Source organism: Rhizobium rhizogenes NBRC 13257, from assembly GCF_000696095.1.
Taxonomy (GTDB): domain Bacteria; phylum Pseudomonadota; class Alphaproteobacteria; order Rhizobiales; family Rhizobiaceae; genus Rhizobium; species Rhizobium rhizogenes.
In genome coordinates, this window is record NZ_BAYX01000003.1 from 104291 (window position 1) to 130814 (window position 26524).

The 26524-nt window shown below is 59.9% G+C and carries 25 protein-coding genes; 7 read left to right on the top strand and 18 right to left on the bottom strand.

Annotated elements, in window-relative coordinates; all coding sequences use genetic code 11:
• Nucleotides 1-23 precede the first annotated feature (23 nt).
• Genes RRH01S_RS07385 through RRH01S_RS07410 form a run of 6 tightly spaced genes read left to right on the top strand, consistent with a single transcriptional unit; the run spans nucleotide 24 to nucleotide 4940 of the window.
• Nucleotides 24-905, top strand: coding sequence for a carbohydrate ABC transporter permease (locus tag RRH01S_RS07385; RefSeq protein ID WP_034522562.1), 882 nt, complete (start codon nucleotides 24-26; stop codon nucleotides 903-905).
• Nucleotides 905-1741 carry a carbohydrate ABC transporter permease gene (locus RRH01S_RS07390; protein ID WP_034522560.1) on the top strand — a complete coding sequence of 279 codons (837 nt, stop codon included), beginning with the start codon at nucleotides 905-907 and terminating at the stop codon, nucleotides 1739-1741. Before RRH01S_RS07385 ends, RRH01S_RS07390 begins: the two co-directional genes overlap by 1 nt.
• Nucleotides 1742-1744: 3 nt before the next feature.
• A complete protein-coding gene (locus tag RRH01S_RS07395) occupies nucleotides 1745-1987 on the top strand; it encodes a DUF2160 family membrane protein (RefSeq protein WP_034522559.1) in 243 nt (80 codons plus the stop codon).
• Nucleotides 1988-2026: 39 nt separating this feature from the next.
• Nucleotides 2027-3070 (top strand): NAD(P)-dependent alcohol dehydrogenase, encoded by a 1044-nt coding sequence (locus RRH01S_RS07400; RefSeq protein ID WP_037221929.1) that lies wholly within the window; start codon nucleotides 2027-2029, stop codon nucleotides 3068-3070.
• A 9-nt stretch (nucleotides 3071-3079) separates the two neighbouring features.
• A complete protein-coding gene (locus tag RRH01S_RS07405; protein WP_034522556.1) occupies nucleotides 3080-4141 on the top strand; it encodes an ABC transporter ATP-binding protein in 1062 nt (353 codons plus the stop codon).
• Between the two features lie 25 nt (nucleotides 4142-4166).
• The gene (locus tag RRH01S_RS07410; RefSeq protein ID WP_034522554.1) at nucleotides 4167-4940 is read left to right on the top strand and encodes an SDR family NAD(P)-dependent oxidoreductase; all 774 of its coding nucleotides are present in this window, start codon (nucleotides 4167-4169) and stop codon (nucleotides 4938-4940) included.
• Between the two features lie 124 nt (nucleotides 4941-5064).
• On the opposite strand, the gene RRH01S_RS07415 is transcribed toward RRH01S_RS07410, so the two are convergent.
• From RRH01S_RS07415 to RRH01S_RS07460, 10 genes are read right to left on the bottom strand one after another with little or no spacing between them, the layout of a single operon-like run.
• On the bottom strand, nucleotides 5065-5937 hold the full coding sequence (locus RRH01S_RS07415) for a D-amino-acid transaminase (RefSeq protein WP_037221931.1): 873 nt from the start codon (nucleotides 5935-5937) through the stop codon (nucleotides 5065-5067).
• Nucleotides 5938-5994: 57 nt separating this feature from the next.
• Entirely contained in the window at nucleotides 5995-6930 is a 936-nt protein-coding gene (locus tag RRH01S_RS07420) for a 2-hydroxyacid dehydrogenase (RefSeq protein WP_034522550.1), read from the bottom strand.
• Between the two features lie 22 nt (nucleotides 6931-6952).
• Nucleotides 6953-7366, bottom strand: a complete 414-nt coding sequence (locus RRH01S_RS07425; protein WP_034522549.1) for a VOC family protein — start codon at nucleotides 7364-7366, stop codon at nucleotides 6953-6955.
• Nucleotides 7367-7405: 39 nt separating this feature from the next.
• On the bottom strand, nucleotides 7406-8689 hold the full coding sequence (locus tag RRH01S_RS07430; protein WP_234711661.1) for a glutamine amidotransferase-related protein: 1284 nt from the start codon (nucleotides 8687-8689) through the stop codon (nucleotides 7406-7408).
• Nucleotides 8655-9824: a M24 family metallopeptidase gene (locus RRH01S_RS07435; RefSeq protein WP_034522545.1), complete on the bottom strand. Its 1170-nt coding sequence runs from the start codon at nucleotides 9822-9824 to the stop codon at nucleotides 8655-8657. The genes RRH01S_RS07430 and RRH01S_RS07435 overlap by 35 nt, the downstream gene beginning before the upstream one ends.
• Nucleotides 9821-10918: a mandelate racemase/muconate lactonizing enzyme family protein gene (locus RRH01S_RS07440; RefSeq protein WP_034522544.1), complete on the bottom strand. Its 1098-nt coding sequence runs from the start codon at nucleotides 10916-10918 to the stop codon at nucleotides 9821-9823. Before RRH01S_RS07440 ends, RRH01S_RS07435 begins: the two co-directional genes overlap by 4 nt.
• 3 nt (nucleotides 10919-10921) lie before the next feature.
• Entirely contained in the window at nucleotides 10922-12079 is a 1158-nt protein-coding gene (locus tag RRH01S_RS07445; RefSeq protein WP_034522542.1) for a M20 family metallopeptidase, read from the bottom strand.
• 15 nt (nucleotides 12080-12094) lie between these two features.
• Complete coding sequence (locus tag RRH01S_RS07450) at nucleotides 12095-12844, bottom strand: amino acid ABC transporter ATP-binding protein (RefSeq protein ID WP_034522541.1); 750 nt, start codon at nucleotides 12842-12844, stop codon at nucleotides 12095-12097.
• 11 nt (nucleotides 12845-12855) lie between these two features.
• A complete protein-coding gene (locus tag RRH01S_RS07455) occupies nucleotides 12856-13572 on the bottom strand; it encodes an amino acid ABC transporter permease (RefSeq protein WP_007688884.1) in 717 nt (238 codons plus the stop codon).
• Nucleotides 13573-13605: 33 nt separating this feature from the next.
• On the bottom strand, nucleotides 13606-14415 hold the full coding sequence (locus RRH01S_RS07460) for an ABC transporter substrate-binding protein (protein ID WP_034522539.1): 810 nt from the start codon (nucleotides 14413-14415) through the stop codon (nucleotides 13606-13608).
• 313 nt (nucleotides 14416-14728) lie between these two features.
• Between RRH01S_RS07460 and RRH01S_RS07465 the strand changes: the two genes are divergently transcribed.
• Entirely contained in the window at nucleotides 14729-15622 is an 894-nt protein-coding gene (locus RRH01S_RS07465; protein WP_034522538.1) for a GntR family transcriptional regulator, read from the top strand.
• Between the two features lie 50 nt (nucleotides 15623-15672).
• On the opposite strand, the gene RRH01S_RS07470 is transcribed toward RRH01S_RS07465, so the two are convergent.
• The 8 genes from RRH01S_RS07470 to RRH01S_RS07505 form a co-directional block, all read right to left on the bottom strand.
• Entirely contained in the window at nucleotides 15673-16455 is a 783-nt protein-coding gene (locus tag RRH01S_RS07470; RefSeq protein WP_034522536.1) for an ABC transporter permease, read from the bottom strand.
• Nucleotides 16455-17312 carry an ABC transporter permease gene (locus tag RRH01S_RS07475; RefSeq protein ID WP_034522534.1) on the bottom strand — a complete coding sequence of 286 codons (858 nt, stop codon included), beginning with the start codon at nucleotides 17310-17312 and terminating at the stop codon, nucleotides 16455-16457. Before RRH01S_RS07475 ends, RRH01S_RS07470 begins: the two co-directional genes overlap by 1 nt.
• A complete protein-coding gene (locus RRH01S_RS07480; protein WP_034522533.1) occupies nucleotides 17309-18373 on the bottom strand; it encodes an ABC transporter ATP-binding protein in 1065 nt (354 codons plus the stop codon). The genes RRH01S_RS07475 and RRH01S_RS07480 overlap by 4 nt, the downstream gene beginning before the upstream one ends.
• A gap of 114 nt (nucleotides 18374-18487) precedes the next feature.
• Entirely contained in the window at nucleotides 18488-19525 is a 1038-nt protein-coding gene (locus RRH01S_RS07485) for an ABC transporter substrate-binding protein (RefSeq protein WP_034522531.1), read from the bottom strand.
• Between the two features lie 69 nt (nucleotides 19526-19594).
• Nucleotides 19595-20560: an isopenicillin N synthase family dioxygenase gene (locus RRH01S_RS07490; protein WP_034522529.1), complete on the bottom strand. Its 966-nt coding sequence runs from the start codon at nucleotides 20558-20560 to the stop codon at nucleotides 19595-19597.
• Nucleotides 20561-20635: 75 nt separating this feature from the next.
• Nucleotides 20636-21457 (bottom strand): enoyl-CoA hydratase/isomerase family protein, encoded by an 822-nt coding sequence (locus RRH01S_RS07495; RefSeq protein WP_007688901.1) that lies wholly within the window; start codon nucleotides 21455-21457, stop codon nucleotides 20636-20638.
• Entirely contained in the window at nucleotides 21454-24972 is a 3519-nt protein-coding gene (locus RRH01S_RS07500; protein WP_042470703.1) for an indolepyruvate ferredoxin oxidoreductase family protein, read from the bottom strand. The genes RRH01S_RS07495 and RRH01S_RS07500 overlap by 4 nt, the downstream gene beginning before the upstream one ends.
• On the bottom strand, nucleotides 24973-26430 hold the full coding sequence (locus RRH01S_RS07505; RefSeq protein WP_042470707.1) for an FAD-binding oxidoreductase: 1458 nt from the start codon (nucleotides 26428-26430) through the stop codon (nucleotides 24973-24975). It lies immediately after the preceding gene.
• Nucleotides 26431-26524: the final 94 nt, after the last annotated feature.

Here is a 26524-nt window from a genome sequence, read left to right on the forward strand (position 1 = left end):
TCGACTTCCGGGAGACAAGGTTCATGCGTTCCAACACTGTGGGCTGGCTGATGCTTGCCCCGACGATAGCAATTCTCGGCATATTCGGCATCGCACCCTTTATCTATGTGCTTTACCTGGCGTTTCATCACTGGAACCCGTTCGGCGCCGATCCGTCCATGGCCTATAATGGCGCGAACAATTTCCGCCGGCTTGTCTTCGACCAGGAATTTCTCGGATCCATCGCCGTCACCGCCAAGTTTGCATTCTTCGCGGTGCTCAGCGAAATCGCCCTTGGCTATGCTCTTGCCCAGCTGTTCATGCGGGAGTTTCCGGGCCGCGGCTTCTTCAGGACGATCCACACGCTGCCGCTCATCGTCGCGCCCATCGTCGTCGGTTCCGTCTGGCGCCTGATGACGACCCCGAGCATCGGCATCATTCCCTATCTGCTCAAACACTGGTTCGGCTATGACCTGAACATCGGTCGCGATGCCAGTGCGGCCTTTGCGCTGACCGTCATCATGGACATCTGGCATTGGACACCGCTGGTGACGCTCACCCTGCTCGCAGCGCTGCTCGCCTTGCCCAAGGAGCCGTTCGAACAGGCGCAGATAGACGGCGCCAACCGCTGGCAGATCTTCTGGCACGTCACGCTGCCGATGATCCGGCCTGCGATCCTCGCGACCGTGTTCATCCGTCTGATGGATGCGCTGCGCACCGTCGATGAAGTCTGGATGCTGACATCAGGCGGCCCCGGCGCGGCAACCCGCTATGTCGGCCTGCATATCTGGAAGATCGTGTTTCCCAAGACCGATTACGGCTATGGCGCGGCCATATCGGTGATCGTGCTCTATCTGACGCTGGTCATGTGCTGGCTGCTCTATGTCGCCCTCGTCGCCCGCCGCGAAAAGAAGAGGACGTTCTGATGCGCCAGCAACGCCCCATTCTTTACCTGCTGCTCTGGCTCCTCCTGAGCCTGCTGACCCTGTTTCCGATCTACTGGCTATTTGTCATCTCGGTGAAGCCGGCGGTGGATCTCTTCACCACGCCAAGCCTGATCCTCGATACGGTCTACTGGAAGAACTACGTCAACGTGATCAACAATGAGACGTTGCGTGGCTACATGATCAACTCTCTGATCATCTCCACCAGCAATGCGCTTCTGGTCACTGTGCTGGCCTTTCTGGCCTGCTACGCGCTGTCTCGTTTCGATCTCGCCGGCAAGGAGAACATCTTCTTCTGGACGATCACCAACCGCATGGCGCCCGCAGCCGTGTTCCTGCTGCCTTTCTACCTGCTGTTTACCCAGGTTTTCACCTTCGGCGACTGGAAGCTCTACGACACCAAGATCGGGATGATCCTGCTCTATTGCACCTTCAATCTGCCTTTCGCGATCTGGACGCTGCGACCGACCATCGACGGCATTCCCAGGGAACTCGACGAAGCCGCCACAGTCGATGGCGCCTCGACATGGCAGGTGATCCACGAAGTCGTGTTCCCTCTCGCAAGACCGGGCCTGGCGGTCACATTCATCCTCACCTGGGTGTTTGCCTGGAACGAGTTTCTGCTGGCGGCAACCCTCACAAGTTTCAACGCCCGCACCATCACCACCGGCCTTTCGGAGTATGTCACGACCACCGGGACCGAATGGGGCACGATGGCGGCGATTGCGGTCATCACCCTGATCCCGGCCCTCATCATTTTCTCGATGGTCCAGCGCCACATCGTGGCCGGTCTGACCTTCGGCGCGGTCAAGGAGTGAGCGATGCAACATCAGATCGATCCTGACGAAACTGAGGATGCACCGGCCATCGTTACGGCCGGCAAACAGGAGCGGGTCGGCTTCCTGCCGATCGTCACCAACTGGTTCGACCGTGTGTTCGTCGGCATCTACCTGTTTGTCGCACTTGAGCTGTTCTGGATGCGCTTCCTCGAACAATCGATCCCGCTGACGCTCTGCCATGTGCTGGCGGTCGCCTTGGGGGTCCTGATCGTCTGGCGCGGTTGAAGCCGAATGCCCTTCTGAAATCGAGAAATGGAATAGGCCATGAAAGCACTGGTTCTGGAAGAAAAGATGAAACTGTCGCTCCGGGACTTTCCCATCGAGCGCGAAGAAGCGCTCGGGTCTCGCGACGTTCGCATCAAGCTGCACACAGTCGGCATTTGCGGCTCGGACGTACACTATTACACCCATGGCGGCACCGGCATCTTCCAGGTCAGGGCACCGATGATCCTCGGTCATGAGGCGTCCGGCACGGTCATCGAGGCCGGAGCCGACGTCACATCGCTGAAAGTCGGCGACCGCGTCTGCATGGAACCGGGCATTCCCGACCCCAACAGCCGTGCCACCCGGATGGGCATGTACAATGTCGATCCGGCCGTGCGTTTCTGGGCAACCCCGCCGATCCATGGCGTGCTGCGGCCGACGGTGGTTCATCCCGCCGATTTCACCTTCAAGCTGCCCGACAACGTTTCCTTTGCCGAAGCGGCGATGGTCGAGCCGCTGGCGGTCGGCGTCCATGCCGCCACCAAGGCACAGGTCAAGCCAGGGGATATCGCGCTGGTGATCGGCGCCGGTCCGATCGGGCTGGTTACCGCACTCTCGGCGCTGGCGGCCGGTTGCGCACACGTCTTCGTCAGCGATATCGATGACGCAAAGCTCGAGATTGCCGCAAAGCTCGGCGCGGTCATCCCGATCAACCCGCAGCGCCAGGATCTCGTCAACGAGATTCTCACGGCCACGGACGGCTGGGGTGTGGAAATCCTGTTCGAATGCTCCGGCCACCCTAGGGGTGCCGAGGGTGTGTTCGATCCGCTGGCACCGGGCGGGCGGGTGGTGTTCATCGGGTCGCAGGTCCACCCGATCCACTACGATGTCGGCAAGGCCATGGTGCGCGAAGCCCGCGTCGAACATGTCTTCCGCTACGCTCATGTCTTTCCGCGCTGCGTCGCGATGCTGTCGTCAGGCGCAATCGACGTCAAGCCGCTCATCACCCGCACATTCGATTTTGTAGACAGTGTCTGCGCCTTTGAAACCGCTGCATCCGCCCCCAGGGGCGAAGTCAAGATGCAGATCATATTGCCGCAATAGGGGATTGGTATGGCTCAGGTCGCCGTCAAGGACGTCATCAAGAAATATGGAAGTCTTCAGGTCATTCATGGCGTGAACATCGACATAGCAGATGGCGAATTCGTTGTTCTCGTGGGTCCGTCTGGGTGCGGAAAATCGACATTGCTGCGCATGATCGCGGGGCTTGAAACCATCTCCGGCGGTGAGGTTTCGATCGGTGCCAGGGTCGTCAATAACGTGCTGCCCAAGGACCGCGATATCGCCATGGTGTTTCAGAATTATGCGCTCTATCCGCACAAGAACGTCGCCGACAATATGGGCTTTCCGCTGAAGCTGAAGGGTGCGCCAAAAAGCGAAATCGAGGCCAAGGTCAGGAAGGCGGCCGAAATTCTCGATCTCGGCAAGCTGCTGGACCGCTATCCCAAGCAGCTCTCCGGCGGCCAGCGCCAGCGCGTCGCCATGGGTCGTGCCATCGTGCGCGATCCGCAGGTCTTCCTGTTCGACGAGCCCTTGTCCAATCTCGACGCCAAGCTGCGCGTGACCATGCGCGTCGAGATCAAGGAGCTTCACCAGCGGCTGAAGACCACGACGATCTACGTCACCCACGACCAGATCGAGGCGATGACCATGGCCGACAAGATCGTTGTCATGCGCGATGGCCTGGTCGAACAGATCGGTGCGCCGCTCGACCTTTACGACCACCCCGCCAATGTCTTCGTTGCGGGTTTCATCGGCTCGCCGGCGATGAACTTCGTGCGTGGCAAACTGGCAACCGTGAATGGCGAGACGGTTTTCGTCAGCGATAAAGGCGCCGTCCTGCCGGTGCCTGCGGGCACAACTGCTCACGACGAGCCGGTAATCTACGGCATTCGTCCGGAACATATCGAACATGGTGGTGAAGGCCTTCCGGCAACGATCTCGGTGCTCGAACCAACTGGATCCGAAACGCAAATTTTCGCCCATATCGGGGGCGACCCTATCAATGCGGTGGTCAAGGACCGGATCGCGTTGCGCCCTGGCGAGACAATACCGCTGCTAATCAACCGCGAACGGGTTCATCTCTTCGAGAGGAAGAGCGGACGGCGCGTCTGATCCCCATAAATGATGGAGTAGTTCGATGTTCTTTGAGAAATTCAGGATGGACGGGCAGGTTGCCGTCGTCACCGGCGGCGGACGTGGTATCGGTCTGGCCTGCGCCGAGGCATTGGCCGAGGCCGGTGCCAGGATCGTTATTATCGACCGGGAAGAGACAATCGCCCAGTCCGGCAAGCAGGCATTGGCGGCGAAGGGCTATAACGCCGACGTCCTGATCCTCGATGTGACGGATTCGGTTGCCGTCGACAAGGCGGCCGCGGCGGTGTTCGCCAAATACGGCCGGATCGACGTTCTCGTTGCCAATGCCGGCATTGCCCGCTCCGGCACTCCCGCGGAGGACACGCCGGACGAACTCTGGCTGAACGTCAATGACGTCAATTACAACGGTGTGTTCTGGTGCAACCGCGCCTTTGGCCGGCCAATGCTGAAGGTTGGACGCGGCTCGATCATCAATATCGGCTCGATGTCCGGCTACATCGTCAATCGCCCGCAAAACCAGACCTATTACAACGCCTCCAAGGCCGCCGTGCACCATCTTACCGCCTCGCTGGCGGCGGAATGGGCCGGGCGCGGTGTCCGCGTCAATGCGGTGGCGCCGACCTATATCGAATCCGAGATGACGAAGGTCCTCAATCTCGATCCCGATGTGGTCGACACCTGGCTGCGCGATACGCCGATGGGCCGGATGGGCCAGCCGCACGAGATCGCCTCGGTGGTGCATTTCCTCGCCTGCGACGCATCCAGCCTGATGACCGGCACGACCGTGAAGGCCGATGCCGGCTTTACCATCTGGTAGGAGAGCGGCAAGCCATTCCGGCGCTCACGCGGGATGCTCGACTGTCTTGGCCGATGTAGCTGGCCGTTTTGCAACGGGGCCAATGGGCGAATTCCTCGTGGCCCCGGCTATCATCCCGATCGCATTACTTTGCTGCTGCGACTGCCTTTTCGATATAAATTTCCCGCAGGCGTTTGCTCACAGGGCCGATGACCCCTTCGCCGATGGTGGTTCCGTCGATCTCAAGGACAGCGGTCACGAAAGACGTGGCGGAGGTGATGAAGGCCTCCTTTGCAGCCAGCGCTTCCTCGATGGTGAAGGATCTTTCCTCCAACGTATAGCCGGATTCAGCAGCAAGCCGGAGAACGGCGGCGCGGGTAATGCCATGCAGAATATCGAATGAAAGCTTGCGCGTGACGATCTTGCCGTCTGACGTCACGATATAGGCATTGGCTGAGGATGCTTCGGTGACATAGCCGTCCTGCACGAGCCATGCATCGTCGGCGCCAGCCTGATAGGCGACGTTCTTCGCCATCGACGGGTAAAGAAGCTGGACAGTCTTGATGTCGCGACGGCCCCAGCGAATGTCCGGCAGCGATATGATCTTCAGGCCGCGTTTGGCGAGAGGGCTTTCGATGACCGGCCGGGATTGGGTGAACATGACGACCACCGGCGGCGTGCCCTTGGGCGGAAAATTGAAGTCCCGATCGGCCGAGCCACGGGAAATCTGCATATAGATCAGACCTTCGTCGACATTGTTGGCTGCCACCAGTTTGCGGTGGATGGCCAGGAGCTCGTCGACGGACATCGGCATCGCCATGTCGAGTTCGTTCAATGAGCGCTGTAGCCGTGCCATGTGACCATCGAAATCGACGAGCTTGCCGCCGAGCACGCAGGTGACTTCATAGATGGCATCCGCGAAAAGATAGCCGCGGTCGAAAATCGAGACCTTGGCTTCGGTTTCGGGGCAATACTGGCCGTTGACGTAGACAGTGCGTTCAGGTGACGTCATGTTCATTCAATTCCTAAGAGGTTTGCTTGCATTGAAGAGAGGCGCATTGGCGGCATGCCGCCTTTAATATCCGCGCGCGAAGTCGACAATGGATGGAAGCGTGGCGGTGCGTCGAAAGGTTCGAATATTGTCCGCTACGAGCGCTGCCGCCGTTTCCCGATCCGTCGGGGCGGAGATGTGCGGCAGCACGGTGATCCGGGGATGGTCCCAAAAGGGTGCGTCGGCGGGCAGCGGCTCTACATCGAAAACATCCAGAACCGCGTGGCTCAAACGGCCGGTATCGAGCGCCTGTAACAGATCTTCGCTCACCACGATCGGGCCACGAGCGAAATTGATCAGCGATGCGTTCGCGGGCAGGAGGGCAAGCCTTTCTGCGTTAAGCAGCGCCCGCGTTTCCGACGTCTGCGGCAGAAGGCACACCAGGATATCGGATGCGCGCAGGACTGCATTCAGACCATCATCGCCGGAGAAGGTCTCAATCCCTTCGATGTTCTTTGCCGAGCGGCTCCATCCAATCACCTTGAAACCGGCATCGATCAGACGATGCGCCGCCGCCTCACCCAGCGCGCCCAGCCCAAGCAGGCCGACGGTGACCTGTTCCGGGCGTCGATAGGGCAATTGCTGCCAGCTGCGCTCCCGCTGGAAGCGGGCATAGGCAGGCATGTCGCGGAACAGGTAATAGGTCCAGGCAAGAACGGCTTCGGCCATGGTGCGGCTCAATTGCGGGTCGACCAGACGCACAACGGGCAATGTGCTGTCGCCGATTTCGCTGACCAGACGTTCGACGCCCGCCCAAAGGCTGTGAATCCACGTCAAGCCGGGCAAGCGGGCGAGATCCATCGGATCGGGGTTGGCGACGATGGCAATATCGACCGCTGCTCGCTCTTCTTCATTGAGATGCCGGAACGAGACGATCTTCTCCTCCGGCATCCTCAGCGAAAGAGCTTCGAGCCACAGCTGTTCCGCCTCATCGGATATACGCGTTACCAGCGCAATCATTCGACTGTTTCCCTTTTCTCGCTCAATGCGCAAAGACACTCTCGAAATCCTTGAAACCCTTGACTTCGATCGGGTTTCCGCTGGGATCAAAGAAGAACATCGTACGCTGCTCGCCAGGCAGCCCTTCGAAGCGCACAACGGGCGGAATGTCGAATGCCGTGCCGGCGTCTTCCAGCCTCTTGGCAAGGGCAAACCAGTCGTCGAGCGCAAGGACAACACCGAGATGGGGCATCATCACCATATGATCGCCGACCTTGCCGGTGCGCGTCGTTTCGAAAGGCTTGCCGAGATGCAGGGAGATCTGATGGCCGAAGAAATCGAAATCGACCCATGTATCCGTGCTGCGGCCTTCCTCGCAGCCGAGCACGCCGCCATAAAAGCGGCGGGCCTCATCGAGATCGGTGACATGATAGGCGAGATGGAAAAGTGAACGCATGATGATTGTTACCTGGCTAAGTTTGAGTAGTGGTGATTGCTATGACATTGTTGATGGACATCGCTTGGCGGCTGCTTCCAAAAATGCCACGAGCAACGGATGGGGCATGTCGGCTCTTGATGATAATTCGGGATGTCCTTGCATGCCAATGAAGAAGGCGTGCCCGGGCACTTCGATAGCATCGACAATGGCGCCTAATGAACTGAATGCGGCAACGCGAAGCCCGGCGACTTCAAGATCCGGCAGTAGAGCCGGGTTCAATCGGAAGCGGTGATTGCAGCGGATCTGGCGCTCTGAACGAATAATGACTGAGAGCTGAGTGTCGGAAACGATATCGATCGCCTGATCACCCGTCCTATGGAGTGGCAGCAGAGTTTCATCCGGCCCCTGCGCACCGGCCATCGGCACGAAGGTCTTGATCCTGGCATCCGGGTCGGCCTCCGCCAGATTGGCCGTTTTGCGACCCAAGGCACGCCATGCCACCGCCGTCGCCATCGTCTGCATACCCAGGCACAAACCAACTGTCGGCAGGCCGGATTCCAGGCTTAAAGCGGCGGCCGCGGTCTGGCCGGCAACATTCTTCATGTCGGCGCCCCCAGGGAGCAGAATGCCCGACAGGCCGTCGAAAATAGCTGGATCTTCGAACTGGTTGATGTGGACCGGATCGATGAAGCGCGCATCGATCGGAATGGAAAGGCTATCTGCCGCGTCGGCGAGACTTGCCAGTGCTGCCGGATAGACGTCGCGATGGTCGCTCTCCGCACCGACAAGGCCGATTGTCAGACCATCGCCCTCCCAGAAGGGAGGCGCGCGCAACCCGATCCGCCCGAAGCGATCCCGCAGGGCAAGTAGCTCCTGCGTCGCCGCGTCGAAAAAGCAATCGGAACCCTCGTGAACGGTGATCGCTTTCACCTTTATTCCAAGGGCCTGGGCGGCAGACGAGAGTGTTGTCGGCATGTCTTGATCAGCCAGAAATGCCGGATGGATAGGCACCACGACGTTCTGCATCCGAGCAGCATCGAGAATACTCTCCGGCGTGGCGACGGGCGGCACCTGCTTCCCCGACAGTCGCTCGAACCAGCAGAGCCCACTTGGCCCAAGCCCGCCACTTGCGATCACATGCTGCGCGGCATCGGCGTGGAGCCTGGTATCGAAGCGGGCCGCGACGTGCATGAAGCCGCATTGCCGTGCAGCCGCGATTGCAGCAGCAACCGCGCCATAGAGAGCAGGGCGGGACGTATCATGCAAGACGAGGATCAACCCCATGGCGCGCTCCTTCTCGTCGCTTTCAAACTTCGAGCAAATCGCGTTTGACGGTTCCAAGCGCTCGATATCCCGTGTCCGTGACGACGATCGTTTCGCTGACGCCGACGGTGAAGCGGCCGTAAATGCGCAGCGCCGGCGGCAAATGGAAGGTCATGCCGGGACGCAGCTCCGTCTTCACTCCGGCGTTCAGGCTGAGGATGGCCCCCTCGCCCCAATCCGGCGCGAAGGAGATCCCGACGCTATAGCCAAGGCGCTTGCGGAAATTATCGGTGTAGCCCGCCGCATCGATGATCCGCTGGCAAGCCATATGTGGAACCTCGCACGGCACGCCCGGACGAATGGTATCGAGCGATACCTGGAGCGCCTCCTGGCAAACCTTCATCATCTCCGTTGCTTCATTCGGCGCCTGCCCGATCCAGGCCGATCGCATCAAGGCAGCGTGATAGCGGTCATGGCAGGCGGCCATTTCGAGAAAGGCGGGATCACCGTCCTCGATCCTGCCGCGTCGCCAGGTTCCGTGCGGCACGCCCGTGCGCGCACCGACTGAGACAAGCGGTTCCATGCCCATATATTCCGATCCGGCTGATATCGCCGCAGACATCATTGCGGCGACCAGATCGTTATCGGTGGCACCGACCTTGACGGCCGCAAGTCCGGCCCGCATGCCCGCGTCGACATAGGAGGCCGCGCGTTCGAGCTTCTCGATTTCCAGCGGAGATTTGACGGCGCGTAACTTTTCAATAACGCCGGCACCGTCATGCACGACGCCTAACCGCTCAGCCAAGGATTCGTAGACGAATATCGGCAGGAACCAGCCTCGTTTGTCGATCGCGACGCGCTTTCCTCTAAGGCCGCGCTTCTCGATGAGGGCCATGAGGAAGGAAACGGGCTCGTCGCCGTCCTGATAGACTTCGGCGTCAGCGATGAAGGTATTGGCGATGAAGTTAAAATATTCGAGCTGGCGGATGACGAAGACCGGATCACCCTCGGCCGGAAGGAGCAGCGCCTGAAACGTGTAATATCCCGGTGTTTGCTGGCCGGTCAGATAGAAGATGTTTTCCGGACCGGTGATGACGAGCGCGTCGATGCCAGCCTCGACGAGATTTTGACGAGCGCGTGCAACCCGGATCTCATATTCCTTTTTCGGGAAGGCCGATTCCTGCCCCTGTAAGATAGTGCCTGCCGTCGTCATCTTGCGAACTCCTTCAAGAGACTTGTCTTTGATAGATCAACCGTCAACCCGAGGCCGGGAGCCTGAGTGCCGGTCACTTGGCCTCGGGCGTAGGTGAGGCGGGATGCCGGATCGTCAGCCAGCCCATCGGCTCCATATAATTCGGCGAAGGACGGGCCAGTCGCGCAGGCCAGATGCAGGGCCGCGGCCGTCGCCACGGCGCCCTCATTCATCTGCCCGAGCATGAAGGGGATATTGCCGTTGCGAAGCGTCACTGCCGCCTTCAGCGTCGGAGCGATGCCGCCGAGCTTGACCAGCTTGAGATGTGCCCACAGACGGCCGGACGCCTCGACAATAGCCTTCACGTCCAGCAAACTGGAGACACTTTCGTCCAGCATCAGCGGCATCGGGCTTTTCCGTGCGAGTTCGAGCATGAGGTCGAAATCTCCGGCGGGAATGGGCTGCTCGACATAAGCGAGATCGAATTCTGCCAGCCGCGCTAGCTTCCCTTCTGCATCGTCGCGGCCCCAGGCACCATTGGCATCGACCGCGAGCTTGATGGCCTCACCGAAGCGACTGCGCAGCTGCGAAAGTCGCCACAGATCATCCTCAAAAGCGCCGGCTCCGATCCTGACCTTTAGGTCGCAAAAGCCGCGCCTGACGTAGTTTTCCGCCTGTGCGAGAAATTGCTCCGGCGTGGAAATGAACAATGTCTGGTTCGTCGGATGTGAAATGGGCATTGCAGCGGCAGCGCCTAGCCATTGCGCAAGCGGTACGCCCTGCCGTCGTGCCAGAAGATCGTGAAGCGCGATGTCCAGCAGCATCCGTACCGGTGCGCTCGCCTCTGCCCAGATCGTCTCGTCGGCAAGCAGATCGGCCGCCTCTAGCGACCAGTCGATCCGGTCGAAAAGCGATAATGCCTCGGCCAGGACCGTATCCGCCTGAAGGCCGTTCAGATAGGCGATATTGATGCGGACTTCGCCGGTCGCCACCACATCGCCGTCGCGCAGGCGTAGATAAAGCGTATCGAGGCCGGTGACCGGGCCGGATGATGCGGTGTGCAGCATCAGGCCGTTCCCATAGCTCAGCGTGGCGCGGTGCAGGGACGCTTGCATCGATCAGGCCCGCAGCATCGACTGCGCGACATCGCGATAAATCAGGCTGGCTGTCACGAACTCGTCGATAGGAACGAATTCGTCGGGCTTGTGGGCCACGGACAAATCGCCCGGACCGATCACGGTGCCCTGTGCGCCGATCTGCCGGAAATGCACCAGGTCGCAACCGCCCTGAAAGCCGAAGGGGCCGGGATTTGCGATGCCGTGAGACCGGCAAGCGACCATGCTGGCTTGGACGATGGCGCTGTCGATCGCAGTTTCCGTCGCACCGCCCGTCGTCGCCTTGTAGTCGATAATCTCTGCCCGAACGCCGAAGCGCGCTTGGGCGAGCGCCAGCAGATCGGCAAACTCCTGCTTCACCGCCTCTTCGTTCTCGCCGGGCACCATCCTGCGGTCCAGCAGGACATCGCAGGCATAGGGCACCACATTGTCCGCATGTCCGCCGGAAATACGCGTCACCGTCAGGCTTGCTTCACCGACCAGCGGATGCGTACGGCCGCGCACCACCTCGTTGTGATGGGCCTCGATCAGCGAAAGGAGCTGCCCGGCGCGATAGATGGCGTTCTCGCCGAGATGCGGCGTTCCGGAGTGTGCTGCCTGCCCATGAACGCGCACGACGGGCCTGAGACTTCCCTTATGTGCCGCAAAGGTCGTGTTGGATGTCGGCTCGCCCACCACGGCAAAGTCGATTTTCGGTTTGCCGGCCGCGTAGAATTTGGCGCCTTCGCTGGCAATCTCCTCGTCGCCGACGAAAACGCCGAGCAAGGTACCGGACCATGTGCTGCGGTCGGATGCCAGCATTCGCATGGCTTCCACCATCGCTATCAGCGGCCCCTTGCAGTCGCAGGCGCCACGACCATAGAGCTTGCCGTCTGCCTCGCGCAGCGTGAACGGATCGGACGACCATCCGTCTCCCGCGGGCACGGTATCCATATGGGTGTTGAAGGCGAAGACCGGCCCCGGCCCATTGTCCAGCCGCGCCTCGACATTGAAACGGCCTGGCTTGTACTCCGTGATATCGACCGCAAAGCCCGCGGACAGAAGCATATCGCGGACATAGACGGCAGCATCAGCCTCTCGGCCCGGCGGATTTTCTGTTCTGATGGCGATCAGCTCGGCCAGTTCACGCTTCATGCGCGCGATATCGGGGGTATGGGACATGTCTGCCTTCCGCAGTTAGTGCAATATCTGACCTAGAAACAGGCGCGCACGGTCATTGACCGTTCCGCCGAAGAACTCTTCGCTCGTCGCGTTTTCGATCACCTCGCCGTTTTCCATGAAAACGATCTGATCCGCGGCGCGTCTGGCAAAGCCCATCTCATGGGTGACGACGACGCTTGTCATGCCGTCAGCGCTGAGATCGGCCATTACATCCAGAACCTCGCGTATCATTTCCGGATCGAGCGCCGAGGTCGGCTCGTCGTAGAGCATCAGCTTGGGCTTCATGGCCAGCGCCCGGGCGATTGCGACGCGCTGCTGCTGACCTCCGGACAACTCGTCGGGAAAGAAATCGGCCTTCTCGGGGATGCGGACCTTTTCGAGCAATTGCATCGCTATGTCGTGCGCGTCGAGCTTGCTGATGCCTGAGACCTTCATCGGCGCGAGCATGATGTTTTCGGCGGCCGAGAGATGTTGGAACAATTCGAAATTCTGGAAGACCATGCCGATATCGCGACGTATTTTGGAGGCATTACGGAGGTCGCGGGTAATATCATTGCCGTCAAAGAAGATATTGCCGCCATCCGCAGGCTCGAGCAGATTGACGCATCGCAGCAATGTCGACTTTCCCGATCCGGACGGGCCGATGACGACCACGGTCTGCTTGCGGAAAACGTTCAAGCTACAGGTCTTGAGAATCCGTGCTGGTCCGAAACTTTTATCGATGCCGATGATTTCCAGGAGCGGTTTGTTGTCCGGCGCGGCCATGTCGTCTTTCCTCACTGGATCTCGGATTTCGGGGCGATGAGGCTCAAGGGCTTGCGAATGCTGCCCCGGCGCCCGCGTTTCGGGTCAAGCGACCGCTCGAGAATTGATTGAAAGACCATGAAGATCGTCGTCAGCGCCAGATAGTAGATGCCGGCGGCGCTCAAGGCCTCAAAATAGCGGAAATTCGCGCTGGCGGTCTGGTTGGCGACGAGAAGCAACTCCTCCACGGCAACGACGGAAACAAGCGCGCTGGTCTTCAGCATGCCGATCATCTGATTGCCGACGGCGGGCAGGACGATGCGGGCGGCCTGCGGCATCACGACGAAACGCATGACGCTCGCCCGTGTCATTCCAAGCGCAAGCCCGGCCGTCCTCTGCCCCTTTTTCACCGCATGCAGGCCCGACCGCAGGATCTCCGCCATGTAGGCACCCTCATTCAGCGACAAAGCGAGGACCGCGCTGAGAATAGCCGAGAGGCGAATGCCGAAACCTGGCAGGACATTATAGATGAAGATGATCTGGAACAGGACCGGGGTACCGCGAAACAGCCAGAGATAGACGAGCGTCGCCGCCTTGACGGCGCGCAGTTCTGTCTCCTGCAAAAGAGCAATGACGAGCCCGACGATGATCCCGAAGAATAACGACACTATGGTGATCAAAAGGGTCAGCACGGCGCCGTGGAAAAAAGCGGGCGACAGCAGATAGTCGAAAACGAGTTCGAGAGACATGCCCGCTCCTTCTCTTCAGCATCAGGTCGGATGTCAGTTGAAGATCGCAACGGAAGCCGGCAGCTTCCACTTCTCGATCAGGCTCTTGTAGGTGCCATCGGCGACGATTTCGGCGAGTGCTGCCTTGATGGAGGCTTGAACAGCGGCATCCCCCTTGCGGGTGGCAATGCCAATGCTGGTATTGGACTCGAACTCGCCACCAACGACTTCATAGACGCCAGGAACCGCCGCCTGAAGCACCACCGCACCCGGCGTGGAATCGTATTCCGCATCCGCGCGGCCCTGCCGCAAGGACAGTGCGGAATCCTGTGCCGTCGGCAGTGTCAGGACCGTTACGCCCGAAAGCCCCTTGGCCTTGCAGCGTGTATCGTCAGCCCGCGCCTGGTTTTCCTGAATGCCGCCAAGCGTGACGGCGATCGTCTTGCCGCAAAGCGTATCGTCCCGGCCGGTAATCTTGGCGGGATTGCCAGCCTGAACGATCACCTGATTGCCGATTTTCATATAGGGAATGAAATCGACCTGCTCTGAGCGCTTGTCATTGATGTACATGGCCGAGTTGATGATATCGATCCGGCTGGAGAGAAGCGCCGGGATCAGCCCCTTGAACTCCATGTTCATCGGCACGGGCTTGGCGCTGAGTTTTGCGGCCAGCGCTGCGATCAGGTCGATATCGAAACCGGACAGCACCCCATCCTTCTGGAATTCGAATGGCGCGAACGTCGCCGCAACGCCGTAGGTGATGGATCCATTCTCGACGAGGCCCGACTTTGGAAGATCGGCGGCAATGACGGATTGCGCAAGGACCAGGGGCAAGGCGAATGCAGTCATGAAAGATCGAAGCATGGCAGTTCCCTTTTGTTTGATCGAGCTATAATTGCTCTGATTTAATACAACGGTACAATGTCGCTATCGAGAGAGTCAAGCGCGGAAGCGCAAAAATAGGCATTTCTGGAGTGGCTTAAATAATAAGCATTTTGGCGAAGTTTTGACCGAAACTCATATCCGGTTGGATAGTATGCACAGCTTCCATGTTTCCTGGCGATCGTTTTTCAGATGAAACTCGTGAGTTTCATGCTTTCATGAGATTGGTCGCGTTGCCGATGCCGGCACTCATGTTGTATTAGCTGTGTAAATTTGTACAAAAATGGAAAGCCTAATGGCCAGTGCTCCACGTCAAGGTCGATATCGCCTTGCAAATCAGATTCTCGATCTCGCCCGGGATGCTCGCTTCGAGCCCGGGCATCACCTGCGCGAACAGCAGCTTGGCGATCTGATCGGCGTATCGAGAACACCGGTTCGCGCTGCGCTGCTGCTGCTTGTGGAACACGGTGTCGTGGAGGCCCGCAAGAACCAGGGATTTTTCTTGAAGGCATTGCCTGAAGAGCTGCTGCGCGTTGAGTTGGAGGTGCCGACGACAGCCGATCAGGATCTCTATTTGCGGATTGTGGAAGACCGCCTTTCCGGCGCGCTCCCGGAAACCTTCACGCAGTCGGAAATTGCTCGTCGTTTCGACGTGGACCGCATTCTCCTGCAGCGAACGCTCACCCATCTGGTGAATGACGGGTTGTTGGCGCGAAACAGCGGCAGGGGCTGGACCTTTCTGCCCACGCTCGACACGCAGGTGGCCTTGCGCAACAGCTATGATTTCCGCACCACGATCGAACCTGCCGGGCTGCTGCTCAACACCTTTCGCCACGATCCTGCCGCCCTGGAACGATCGCGCCTTCAGCACCTCTATCTGGAGGCGCATCCTGACATCACGTCTATAAACCCTCGCCAATTGTTCGAGACGGATGCACAGTTCCACGAAATGATCGCTGAGTTCAGCGGCAATATCTTCTTCCTGCAATCCATCCAGCAGCAGAACAGGCTGCGGCGATTGCTTGAGTTTGGTGGCTACACCAATCGCCGGCGCGTGAAGGACTGGTGCCGGGAACACGTTGCGATCCTCGATGCGATCGCATCGGGACAGCGCGCGCACGCGGCCCAACTTATGACGCAACATCTCCGGGCTGCTCTGTCGTTTGCTCCGCAATATGGTGCGTCGTAACGGCATTCAGATCGGCGGATCGCTTCTCAGCGGCAGATGGCTTTCCAATATCAGAACCGGTGAATACGCAGGCCCAGGACTTTTTCCGACAGGACGACGACGAACAGGGTCAGCACGATGGATACCGTCGACACGGCGGCGGCCTCGGGGGTGAAGTTCGTGCGCAAATAGTCGTAGAGCTGGATCGGAAGCGTGGCGGTGCCGACATTCTTCAGCATGAATGATATGGTGAATGTGTCAAAGGATATGATGAAGGCGAACAGGCATCCGCCAATCACGCCAGGCTTGATCAGCGGCAGCATGATGCGGCGAAACCGCGTCAATGGCCCGGCGCCGAGGCTCTTGGCTGCCAGGCTCCAGGATGCGTCGTAGGACTCCATTGCCGCCGAAACGTTGATGAAGACGAAGGGAAGGGTGATGAGGCAATGGCCGATGATCATCGCCGCGATCGTTCGTGTGCCCATGCCGATCGAATAGACGAAGAACAACAGCGATATCGCCGTCAGCACCTCCGGCACCAGCAGCGGCAGAAGCATGGCGAGCCGGATGCTTTCCTTCCAGCGTCCGGCATGCTGGACATAGAAGATCGCCGCCATCGTGCCGATGATCGAGGAAATCACCGTCGAGACCGCGGCCACCCAGAGCGATGTCTTGATCGCGCTGAGGAAGACCTCATTGTGAAAGAACACCACATACCAGCGAAATGAAAGTCCCTGTGGCGGGAACGTCAGGAAGGCGCCAGCATTGAAGGAAGCGCCGACGACCACGAGGATCGGCAGCAGCAGAAAGGCGTAGATTATCAGGCAGTAGCCGGTGAGGAGGTGCCTGGACATCAGTTGGCCTTCCATTTCATGCGGGTGAGCCTTGCAAACAGCATCACCATCATCGCCCCGGTCAGAGATAGCATCAGCGCCATGGCCGAGCCGAATGGCCATTGAAACGTGTCGATAAGCGCGTCGACCACGCTGACCGCCATCGTCTTCACGCGCAGGCCGCCGATCAAGGACGGCGTGACGTAGGCGCTGAGCGACAAGACAAAGACCAGTATGCAGCCGGCCTGTATGCCGGGCATGGCCAGTGGCAGGACAATTCGTCTGAAGGCAGTGATGCGTCCGGCCCCCAGCGAGCGGGCGGCCGCTTCGATCGACGGGTCTATCCCCTGCAGTGCGCTCATGAGCGGAAGGATCATGAATGGCAGGAAGACGTGCACCAGGGCAATCACGATCCCAAGAGAGTTGTACATCAGGGCAAGGGGGCGATCGATCAGGCCGAAGCCGATCAGGGTGCGGTTTATCATGCCGTTGTTGCCGAGCAGGATCGTCCAGCCGTAGCTGCGGATGACGATGCCGACGAGAAGCGGTGACAGCACGAGGCCATAGGCCAGGCCACGAAAACGCATTTGGGTCTTCGCGAGCTGCCATGCGACGGGGAAGCCGAGAACAAGGCAGATAAAGGTGGTGATGAAGCCGATCATCAACGTGTTTGCGGTCTGCTCCAGGTAAAAGCTGTCGGCAAAGAGCCTGAGATAGTTTGAGAGGGTGAAGCCGGGCGCATAGGGCGTCCCGCTCCCCGGATTGCGCAGGCTCATGACCACGATGTTGATATAGGGCAATACCAGGAAGACGCCGAGCAGCAGAACAGCCGGGGCGATCAGGGCAAACGGCTTCAGGGATTTTGCTCGAAGGCTCATGCGGCAGCTCCGAGCGCCCAGAAGCGATCGCCATCGACCTTGACGGTGACGCGGTCGCCCGGAGAAAAGCGGCTGCGGGGGAAGGTCTGAACATTGATGGTATCGCCGCTATCGAGCGCCAGCCGATAGTCGATCAGGCTGCCCGAATAATAGCTCGCTGTGATGGTGGCCGGGGTGCCTGCCTGCCCTGCGCTTTCCGGAAACAGCTCGACGGCCTCGGGCCGAAGTACCAGCGTCACGGCGCCATCGGGCGACTTCGGCATATTGCCGATCCTGATCGTGCCGAGCGCGGTATCGATGACCGAGATATCGTTTGCTTCGGTGGAGAGCAGCCGACCGGACAGGATGTTGACCTGCCCCACGAATTGCGCGACTTCGAGGCTCGCCGGCCGATCGTAGATATCGGCCGGTGCGCCATACTGGGCGATCCGCCCGCCAAACATGACCACGACACGATCAGACATGGTCATCGCCTCGGCCTGATCGTGGGTCACGTAGACGGTGGTGATGCCGACGCGTTTTTGAAGGTCGCGGATAAAGACGCGCATCTCCTCGCGCAGCTTGGCGTCGAGGTTGGCAAGCGGCTCGTCGAGCAGGAGAATTCGAGGTTCGATCACCAGCGCTCGAGCAAGGGCGACGCGTTGTTGCTGTCCGCCGGAAAGCTGGCGCGGATAGCGGTCCGCATAACCGGAGAGCTGCACCATGTCGAGAACACGGGCTGTGCGCTCGGCGATCTCGCGCTTCGGCCTGCGGCGCATCTCCAGTCCGAACGCCAGATTCTGAGCGACGGTCATATGCGGAAACAGGGCGTAGTTCTGGAAGACCATACCGATGTCGCGTTTTTCGGCAGGCACATGCACGACGTCCTGCCCATCGAAACGTATCGCGCCTGATGTCGCGTCTTCGAAGCCGGCTATCATTTTCAGCGTGGTTGTCTTGCCACAGCCGGAAGGGCCAAGAAGGGAGATAAACTCGCCCTTCGCGATCCTCACGGAAATGCCGTTTACCGCAAGAGATGCCCCATAGTGCTTGGTCAGCGCTTCGATGCTCACCTCTGTCATGATCGATCTTCCAAATTCTGCCGGCGGCGATCGTGGTCGTGCCACCATGTCGAGAAAGCAGCCGGACCGCATAGAGGCGGGCCGACATATAGCGAGGGAATCGTCAGGGCGCGTCTAGCGCATGACCTTTGCCCAGGTCTCCGAGAACTCGGCCTGTTTTTGGTTCATGAAATTCCAATCCCATGTGAGGATCTTGTCCATCGTCTCGCCCGAGATCGGCACATCCTTTTGCAGGTCGGCCGGGACCACCACCTTGGAACTGGTGGGGGAGACGAAAAACTGCTTCATGAGCGGTATCTGCCCCTCCGGGGAGAGAAGGAAGTCGGCATATTGGTAGGCGAGTTCCTTTTCGGGGGCGTGGGCAAGGATATTCAGCGTTTGGTCGAACATCAGCATGCCCTCTTCGGGCACGACGACATCGATCGGCAGCCCCTGGGATCGCAAGCGCGCCACTTCGCCGAAGTCAAAGGGCGCAACCACGAATTCGCCTGCCGCGAGGCCCGTCGACAGGTTGAAATCCGCCTGTATGACCGGACCGAGCTTTTCCAGCGCCTTGAAGCCGGCATCGATGTCGTATTGATCCTTGCCGAAGATCTTCGATGCCAGCATCAGCTCCATCTTGCCGGCCGTATTGGCGAAGTTGTAGAGGCCGATGCGTCCCTTGAATTCCGGATTTTCCCAGAGATCCTTCCATCCCTTCGGCGGGGTTTTGACCATATCGGTGCGGTAAGCGATGCCGATCGGCGAGACCATCGCCACGGCACCCCAACCATCCGTCTTCTTCGCAAGGGGATAGAGATCGTTGTAGTTCGATAGTTTCGTCAGATCGAGCTTCTCGAAGAAGCCTTCCTTGCGCAGGCTGGAGGCGAAGGCCTCGTTGGTCATCAGGATCGAATAGGGCGGGTTTTGAGCGCCCGCCGCGCGCAGGTTGGCGCTCCAGACACGGCCGTTGCCGGCGTCAAGTGTCACCGCGGCACCGCTCTTTGCCGTGAATGCCGGTGCGAGCGTCGAGCGCCAGAACTGCTCCCAGGCGCCGCCGAGTGTCGGCACCACGAGGGTCTTGCCTTGCGCGCGCGCGGGAAGGCTGATCATGTTTGCGGCGGCAAGGCCGCCCATTCCGGCAAGAAGCTGCCGCCTGTTCATGTTCATCATCTTGGTTCCCCTTGTCATGGCCGTATGTCGGTGGGTGCTGCGCGCTAGGCGATGTTTCGCTTCTTGCGCTCAGGACTTGCTGAAGGCCTGGCTCGTCTTCAGCGCGATATAGTCTCCGTAGGTAATTGGCGTGTATTTTGCCGGCGCCTTCGCCGCAAAGGGCGGCAGGCATTCGATGAGCGTCTCTTTCGATGGATTGACAAAGAAGGGAATGGATTGACGCCGTGTCGTACCCTTGAAGTTGCCGGGTGGATTGGCCACCCGATGCGGCGTCGAGAGCCATTCGTCGTTGGTCCAGCGCATGAAGGCATCGGCGATATTGACGATATAGGCGCCTTCGACGTTCGGCGCATCCAGCCATTCGCCATCGCGCCTGCGGACCTGAAGCCCTCCCGGCGATGCCTCCGAGCGCAGAATGGTCATGAAGCCGTAATCGGTATGGACGCCCGCACGTAACTGTCCGGGCAGCGGGCTTTCCTGCTGTTCCGGATAGTTGATGACGCGGAGTGCCGAAAGGTGGTCGGTAAAGGCCGGCTCGAAGTAATCGGGCGCAAGCCCGATCGCCTGGCAGAATGCGCGTCGCAGATGCCCAGCGAGCGTCTCCATCTCGCCAAAATAGGCGTTAAAGGCCGCCTGCAATCCTTGTGGAACCGTAGGCCAGGCGTCACCCGGAAGGCGCGGCCCGAAATTCAGGCTTTCCTTGTAGTCCCCCGGCGTCTTGATCCCCAGCGTGGCGCTCAGCGCCTCGTCCGCGATGGGGGAGAAAGCGACACCCCCCCTTAGCGAGGTTCCTCGACCCTGCTTCTTCTTCCAGTCTTGCGGCTCGTCGAAGAAATCGCGGGCAAGATTGTAAAGCTGCGCAGTCGCCTCCTTGGAGACGCCATGTCCGGTGATCAGGAAGAAGCCGGTTTCGCGGCAGGCGGCCTCGATTGCCTTGACCACGGCATCGCTACCGGCGGTCCGATGGATGAAAGGCGAGATATCTATGACCGGAATGCTGTCCATATCCTGCCTTGAGGACGGGGCCGTTTGCATTGTCTGATCCTTTCCGGAGTGAACGTAGCCGTGTTGTCGTGGCGGCTTGACGGCCTGCCAACGAGGGAGATGATGTCAGTCGAGCCCCTTGAAGGGTGCGTCGCGAAATTCGAGATATTCCTTCAGCGACATCTTCTGGAGATTGCGCATCCATTCCTGCCCGTCCTTGCTGACATGGAGGGCGGCAATGGCGTGCACGTTGTAGTCGAAGGATGTCATCAGGCCGGCGGCGACCTGCTGGTTGTTGATGGAGGACTTGGCGAATTTGATCGCCGGAACCGGCATGCGCGCCAGCTTGCGCGCCAGATTCTCGGTCTTTTGCTTGAGCTGATCGGCGGGCACGATCTTGTTGATCAGATGCATGCGCAGCGCCTCTTCCGCGTCCACAAGGTCACCGGTGTACATCAGCCAGCGGACATCGCGGGTGGCCAGCAGCCAAGGCATGAAGAGGGCAGGCGGACCGGAATTGTGCCTGACTTCCGGTTCGCCGAATTTGGCGTTGTCGGCGGCGATCGCAAGATCGCACGACATGACGAGTTCGAGAGCGCCGGCAAGCGCATAACCGTTCACCGAGGCGATGACGGGGATTGGAGCTTTCCAGATATTCAGAAGTGCCTGGGCATTTTCCGACATGTCGGCATGCCAGTCCTCGATACTAACGTCATAGTCTGCGCCTTGCAGATCATAACCGGCCGAAAACGCGCGGCCGGCACCGGTAATCACCAGCGCGTTGACGTCCTTGTCGGCGACGGCAAGCGCAACGGCACGGTCGATCTCGCGCACCGTCGTCTTGTTCATCGCGTTGAGCTTGTCCGGCCGATTGATGGTGATCGTCGCGAACTTGTCCTGTTCATCCTTGTCATAGAGGATGGTCTCGAAGCTCTCGGTCATGCTCATATGCTTTTCCTCTTTACGCTGGTGTCAGCCGGTTGCGATGCAGTGCTCGATGCCTGCATCAACAGGGCTGCCTTGTTCTTCTCGAAACGCTCTATCGATGCTGATTTGACCGGACCAAACCCCTTGATCTGATCGGGGAGTTGGGCGAGCGCGATGGCGCGCTGCTGGTTTTCCGGCGACAGGTTCGCTGAGAGGTCGTTGATCAGTGCCGTGTAGTCGGCGACCAGCTTGCGCTCTGTACGTCGCTCATGCGTGTAGCCGAAGGGATCAAGCGGCGTGCCGCGAAGGAAGCGCAATTTCTCCAGCACGGAGAACGCCGGTGCAATCAGCTTGCGGCTGATGGAAATCTTTGCCGGGTTGCCAGTGCGCTTGTCGATCCTTCGGGAAAAGAGCGGCGGTGCGAGATGATGCTTAATCTCGAAATCACCTTCGAACTGCGCGGCAATCTTGTCCTTGAAGCTCCGGTCGTTGTGGAGACGAGCCACTTCATATTCGTCCTTGTAGGCCATCAGCTTGAAGGCATTGCGTGCTACGGCTTCGGAAAAATCCTCCCCAAACTTCAGTCGGGCTTCGGCATTGCGCGCAGTCGTCACCAGCTTGCGGTATTTGTTGGCATAGGCGAAATTCTGGTAGTGCATCAGGAATTCGATGCGCTTGGCGACGAGGTCGTCAAGCGTCTGCTTGGCAGGCGCTTCGTCCAGGTCGATTGCGGCGGCTTGTTCGACAGCTTCTGGATCGACCACCGAGCGACGGCCCCAGCCAAAGGCTGCGCGGTTCATCGCAATGCCCGTGCCATTGAGTTCGATCGCCGCATCGATTGCCTCAAGGCGAATTGGCACAAGACCGCGCTGCCAGGCGTGGCCAAGCAGGAACATGTTGGCGGCAATCGCGTCGCCCATCAGGGCCGCCCCCAGTTTCGTCGCGGCGATAAGGCTGATGGCATCGTCACCGGCCGCTCTGCGCAACGCCTTCAACGTCGCTTCCTGACGGAAATCGATCGCGGTGTTCTGCACAAACGAGGCCGTTGGTGCGAAATGATCGTCGAGAACGGCCTTGGTCCGGCCGAAGGCGAATGTGGACAGGGCGTTCTGGGCCGCTGAGACGACGATATCGAAGCCAAGGACCAGATCGCTTTCGCCCGGTCCGATACGCACAGATGTGATCTGCTCTCGCGTCCTTGCGACCCGCAGGTGCGAAATGACGGCCCCATTCTTCTGGGCAAGACCGGTCTGGTCGAGGGTCTGCACGGCAAGGCCGTCCATGTGAGCGGCCATCGACACTATGGCGCTGACGGTGATGACGCCCGTTCCGCCGATGCCAGCGAGCAGCATGTTGTAGGGACGGTCGGTAATCGGTCGGATGGCCGGAAGAGGGAGGTCGTCGAAACTTGCCTTGCCTGCTTTAGCGTCCGGCTTGCGGATGGTGCCGCCCTCGACGGTGACGAAGCTCGGACAGAAACCTTTTATGCAGGAAAGATCGGTGTTGCAGCTCGACTGGTTGATTCGCCGTTTGCGGCCGAACTCCGTTTCCTGCGGCTCGATGGAGATGCAATTGGAAACAGCGGAACAGTCGCCGCAGCCCTCGCAGACGAGCTCGTTGATGAAGGCGCGCTTGTCGGAGACGGCCAAAGCGCCCCGCTTGCGCCGACGCCGTTTTTCGGCAGCACAAACCTGATCGTAGACGAGGACGGTAACACCCGCCACCTCGCGCAATTCGCGTTGCACCGCATCGAGTTCGTCGCGGTGGTTGATCGTAACGCCGGACGGCAGATTGCCTTGCCAGACCTCGGGGCGCTCGGCGACCACGGCGACGCGGGCCGCGCCTTCGGCGAGCATCTGCCCGACAATGCCAGGAACGGAGACTTCGCCATCATGCTTCTGGCCGCCGGTCATTGCGACGGCATCATTATAGAGGATCTTGTAAGTGGCGTTGACCTTGGCGGCGATCGCGGCGCGGATCGCAAGCAGCCCGGAGTGGAAATAGGTGCCGTCACCCATGTTGACGAAGATATGCTTTTCGTCGGTGAATTGGGAAAGGCCGATCCACGCGCCGCCTTCGCCGCCCATCTGGGTAAAGGTCGAGGTGTTGCGCTCTTCCAGCCCGATCACCATCATATGACAGCCGATGCCGGTGGATGCCCGGCTTCCCTCGGGTAGCCGAGTGGAAATACTGTGCGGACAGCCTGAGCAGAAATAGGGGTCGCGTTTCAGCGCCGGCGTTTCCGCAGCACTGGCTGCGAAGATGGCCTCGATAGCGTGCGATCTCGCCAGCAGATCGGTGTGATGCTCACCGATGAGAGAGACAATCGCTCTCGCAACGGCGACAGCATTGATCTCGCCGGCTGCGGACAAGAGCGGTCGGCCATCCACGCCGAATTTGCCGTAGATCCTTGGACGCCGGTCGGAGACCATGTTGAAAAGCTGCGCCTTGATCTGGTCTTCGATGACCGCGCGCTTTTCCTCGACCACCAACAGGGTTTCGACGCCGGAGGCGAACCGTTGCAGCCCCTCCGGTTCGATCGGCCAGACCATGCCGATCTTGTAAAGCCGGATGCCGAGTTCGCCGGCCCGGCGCTCGTCGATGCCGAAGCTTGCCAGCGCGCCCATGAGATCGAGCCACGATTTCCCGGTCGAAACGATGCCGAGCCTCGCTTTGCCGGCAATGCTGCCCCAGACCGTTCTATCGATGCTGTTTTGACGGGCGAAGGCGTGTATCGCCTCCATCTTGTTTTCCAGCCGCTGCTCCATCGCATGTGGGCCATCCGGCCATCGCAACGAGAGATCGCCATTGCCGTCGGGATAGACGATGGCGGGCCGATCGGGGTCGAGCTCGACCGTCGCGGTGCACTCGACAATTTCCGTCTGGCATTTGAAGCCGACCCAGGCGCCGGAATAGCGGCTGAGCGCCCAGCCGAGCAATCCGTAGTCGATATATTCCCCGACGCCGGCTGGCGACAGCAGCGGCACCATCGCGGAGATCAGATTATGCTCGCTCTGGTGCGGCAGGGTCGACGAAACGGCACCGTGATCGTCTCCGACAAGCAGCAGAACGCCGCCATTCGGATTGGTGCCGACGGCGTTGGCATGACGGATCACGTCCATGCTGCGGTCGACGCCAGGTCCCTTGCCGTACCACATGGCGAAGACGCCATCATACCGTGCGCCCGGAAACATCGCCGTCTGCTGCGTGCCCCAGACGGCAGTAGCGGCCATGTCTTCATTGAGGCCGGGCTGGAAGCGGACGTGATGGTCGTCGAGATATTTCTTCGCGCGCGCCATTTCGCGGTCGAAGCTGGCAAGTGGCGAACCGCGATATCCGGAGACATAGCCGGCGGTGTTCAATCCGCGCGCAAGGTCGCGTTGACGCTGGATCATCGGCAGGCGAACGAGCGCCTGCGTGCCGGAAACGAGGATGCTTCCCCGATCGAGCGTGTAGCGGTCATCGAGGCTGGGTGTCGTCGCGGCAGAGGCTGTAGGCCGTTTTTCGGGGTGGGCGGCGACGGGGAGGGTGGACATTTATGCGCGCTCCCCCGGTGTTGTCGATTCCATATCGAAAACGCGGCCGGGATTGAGGATGTTATTGGGATCGAACGCTGCTTTGAGACGGCGCATGGCGGCCATCTCCGTCGGGCTGCGAACGAGTGCCAGCCACTTCTTCTTTTCAAGGCCAATGCCATGCTCGGCCGATATCGATCCGCCTTCGCTGGCGACACAGGAGTATGTCGCGTCCGCGACGCGGTCATAGTGGTGTGTGCGAACGAGAAAATGCAGATTGCCGTCACCGAGATGACCGAAAATGTAGATGGACGCTGCGGGATCGACAGTTGCGATTTCGGCCGTGGCCCTGTCCAGGAACCGCTGCATTGCGGAAATGGGCAGGCTGACGTCGAAGCCCGCGACATGGTCCATGCTGAAAATGAACTCACTCGCCGCCTCGCGCAAAGCCCATATGGCATGATAGTCGCGCAGAGAGCGGGAAGCCGCGACATCGCGGACGATGCCTTCCTCGTAGCATTCCATCAGTGCAGCCGCGAAGCGATCCTCGTCGCCAGCTTCGTCCTGTCCCTGCATCTCGATGAGCGCATACATTCCGGCACCCGCCGGCACAGGCGGTGGTGCGCCGGTGCGGTTGAGAACGCCGGCGTAAACAGCCGGGAAGATGACTTCGAAAGCGGAGAGGGAAGGTCCCAACCTCTGGCGCAGGCGCCGCAGGAGAGCGATGGCCGCACTGAGCGAAGGGAGTGCGCAAAATGCGTTTGCCAGTGACTGTGGCTTCGGATGAAGACGCAGACAGGCACGGGTTACGACGCCGAGCGTACCTTCGCTACCGATGAAGATCTGGTTGAGATCGAAACCCGAATTGTCCTTCGAAAGGCCTTTTAGGCCGGTCAGCACCGAGCCGTCCGCCATCACGGCCTCCAGGCCAAGAACCTGGGCGCGATACATGCCATAGCGCAGAACGCGAATGCCGCCGGCATTTGTGGCGATGTTGCCGCCGATGGTGGAGGTGCCGCGCGCGCCAATATCCACGCCGAACATGAAGCCGTGGCTGGCGGCGGTCTCCTGGACAGCCTGCAGGGTCGCACCGGCATGAGCGATCACAGTGCCGGCATCCTCGTTAACGGGCTCGATCGCGCTCATGCGCTCCAGGGACAGCGCAACCTCGCCAGCCATAGGCCGCGCGGCCCCTGCAAGACCAGTGCGTCCGCCTTGCACGACGATAGGCTGGCGAAGGGCGTCGCAAGCGGAAAGAATGGCCGACACCGACGCGGTATCCCTGGGGCGAAACAGGATGGACGGTCGCACGCCGCGCTCGTCTGTCGCGTCCGCGCAATAGGCGTCACCGACATCCGGACCGACGACAACAGCGTTCTTGTCCAGCCTGTCGTTGAGGCGGGCCAGCAATTCCCACAGCCGCAAAGACGGCGCAGATAAGGGATGAGCGGCGAGCGCCCGGTCGATCGATCCGCCCATTCTGTTCCCCTGGTTATCTGGATCGAGGGCAGGTTATCGCCTATCTGATATTTGTCAAACCTATATTTAAATACCTATAGCCTTTTCGATGAAG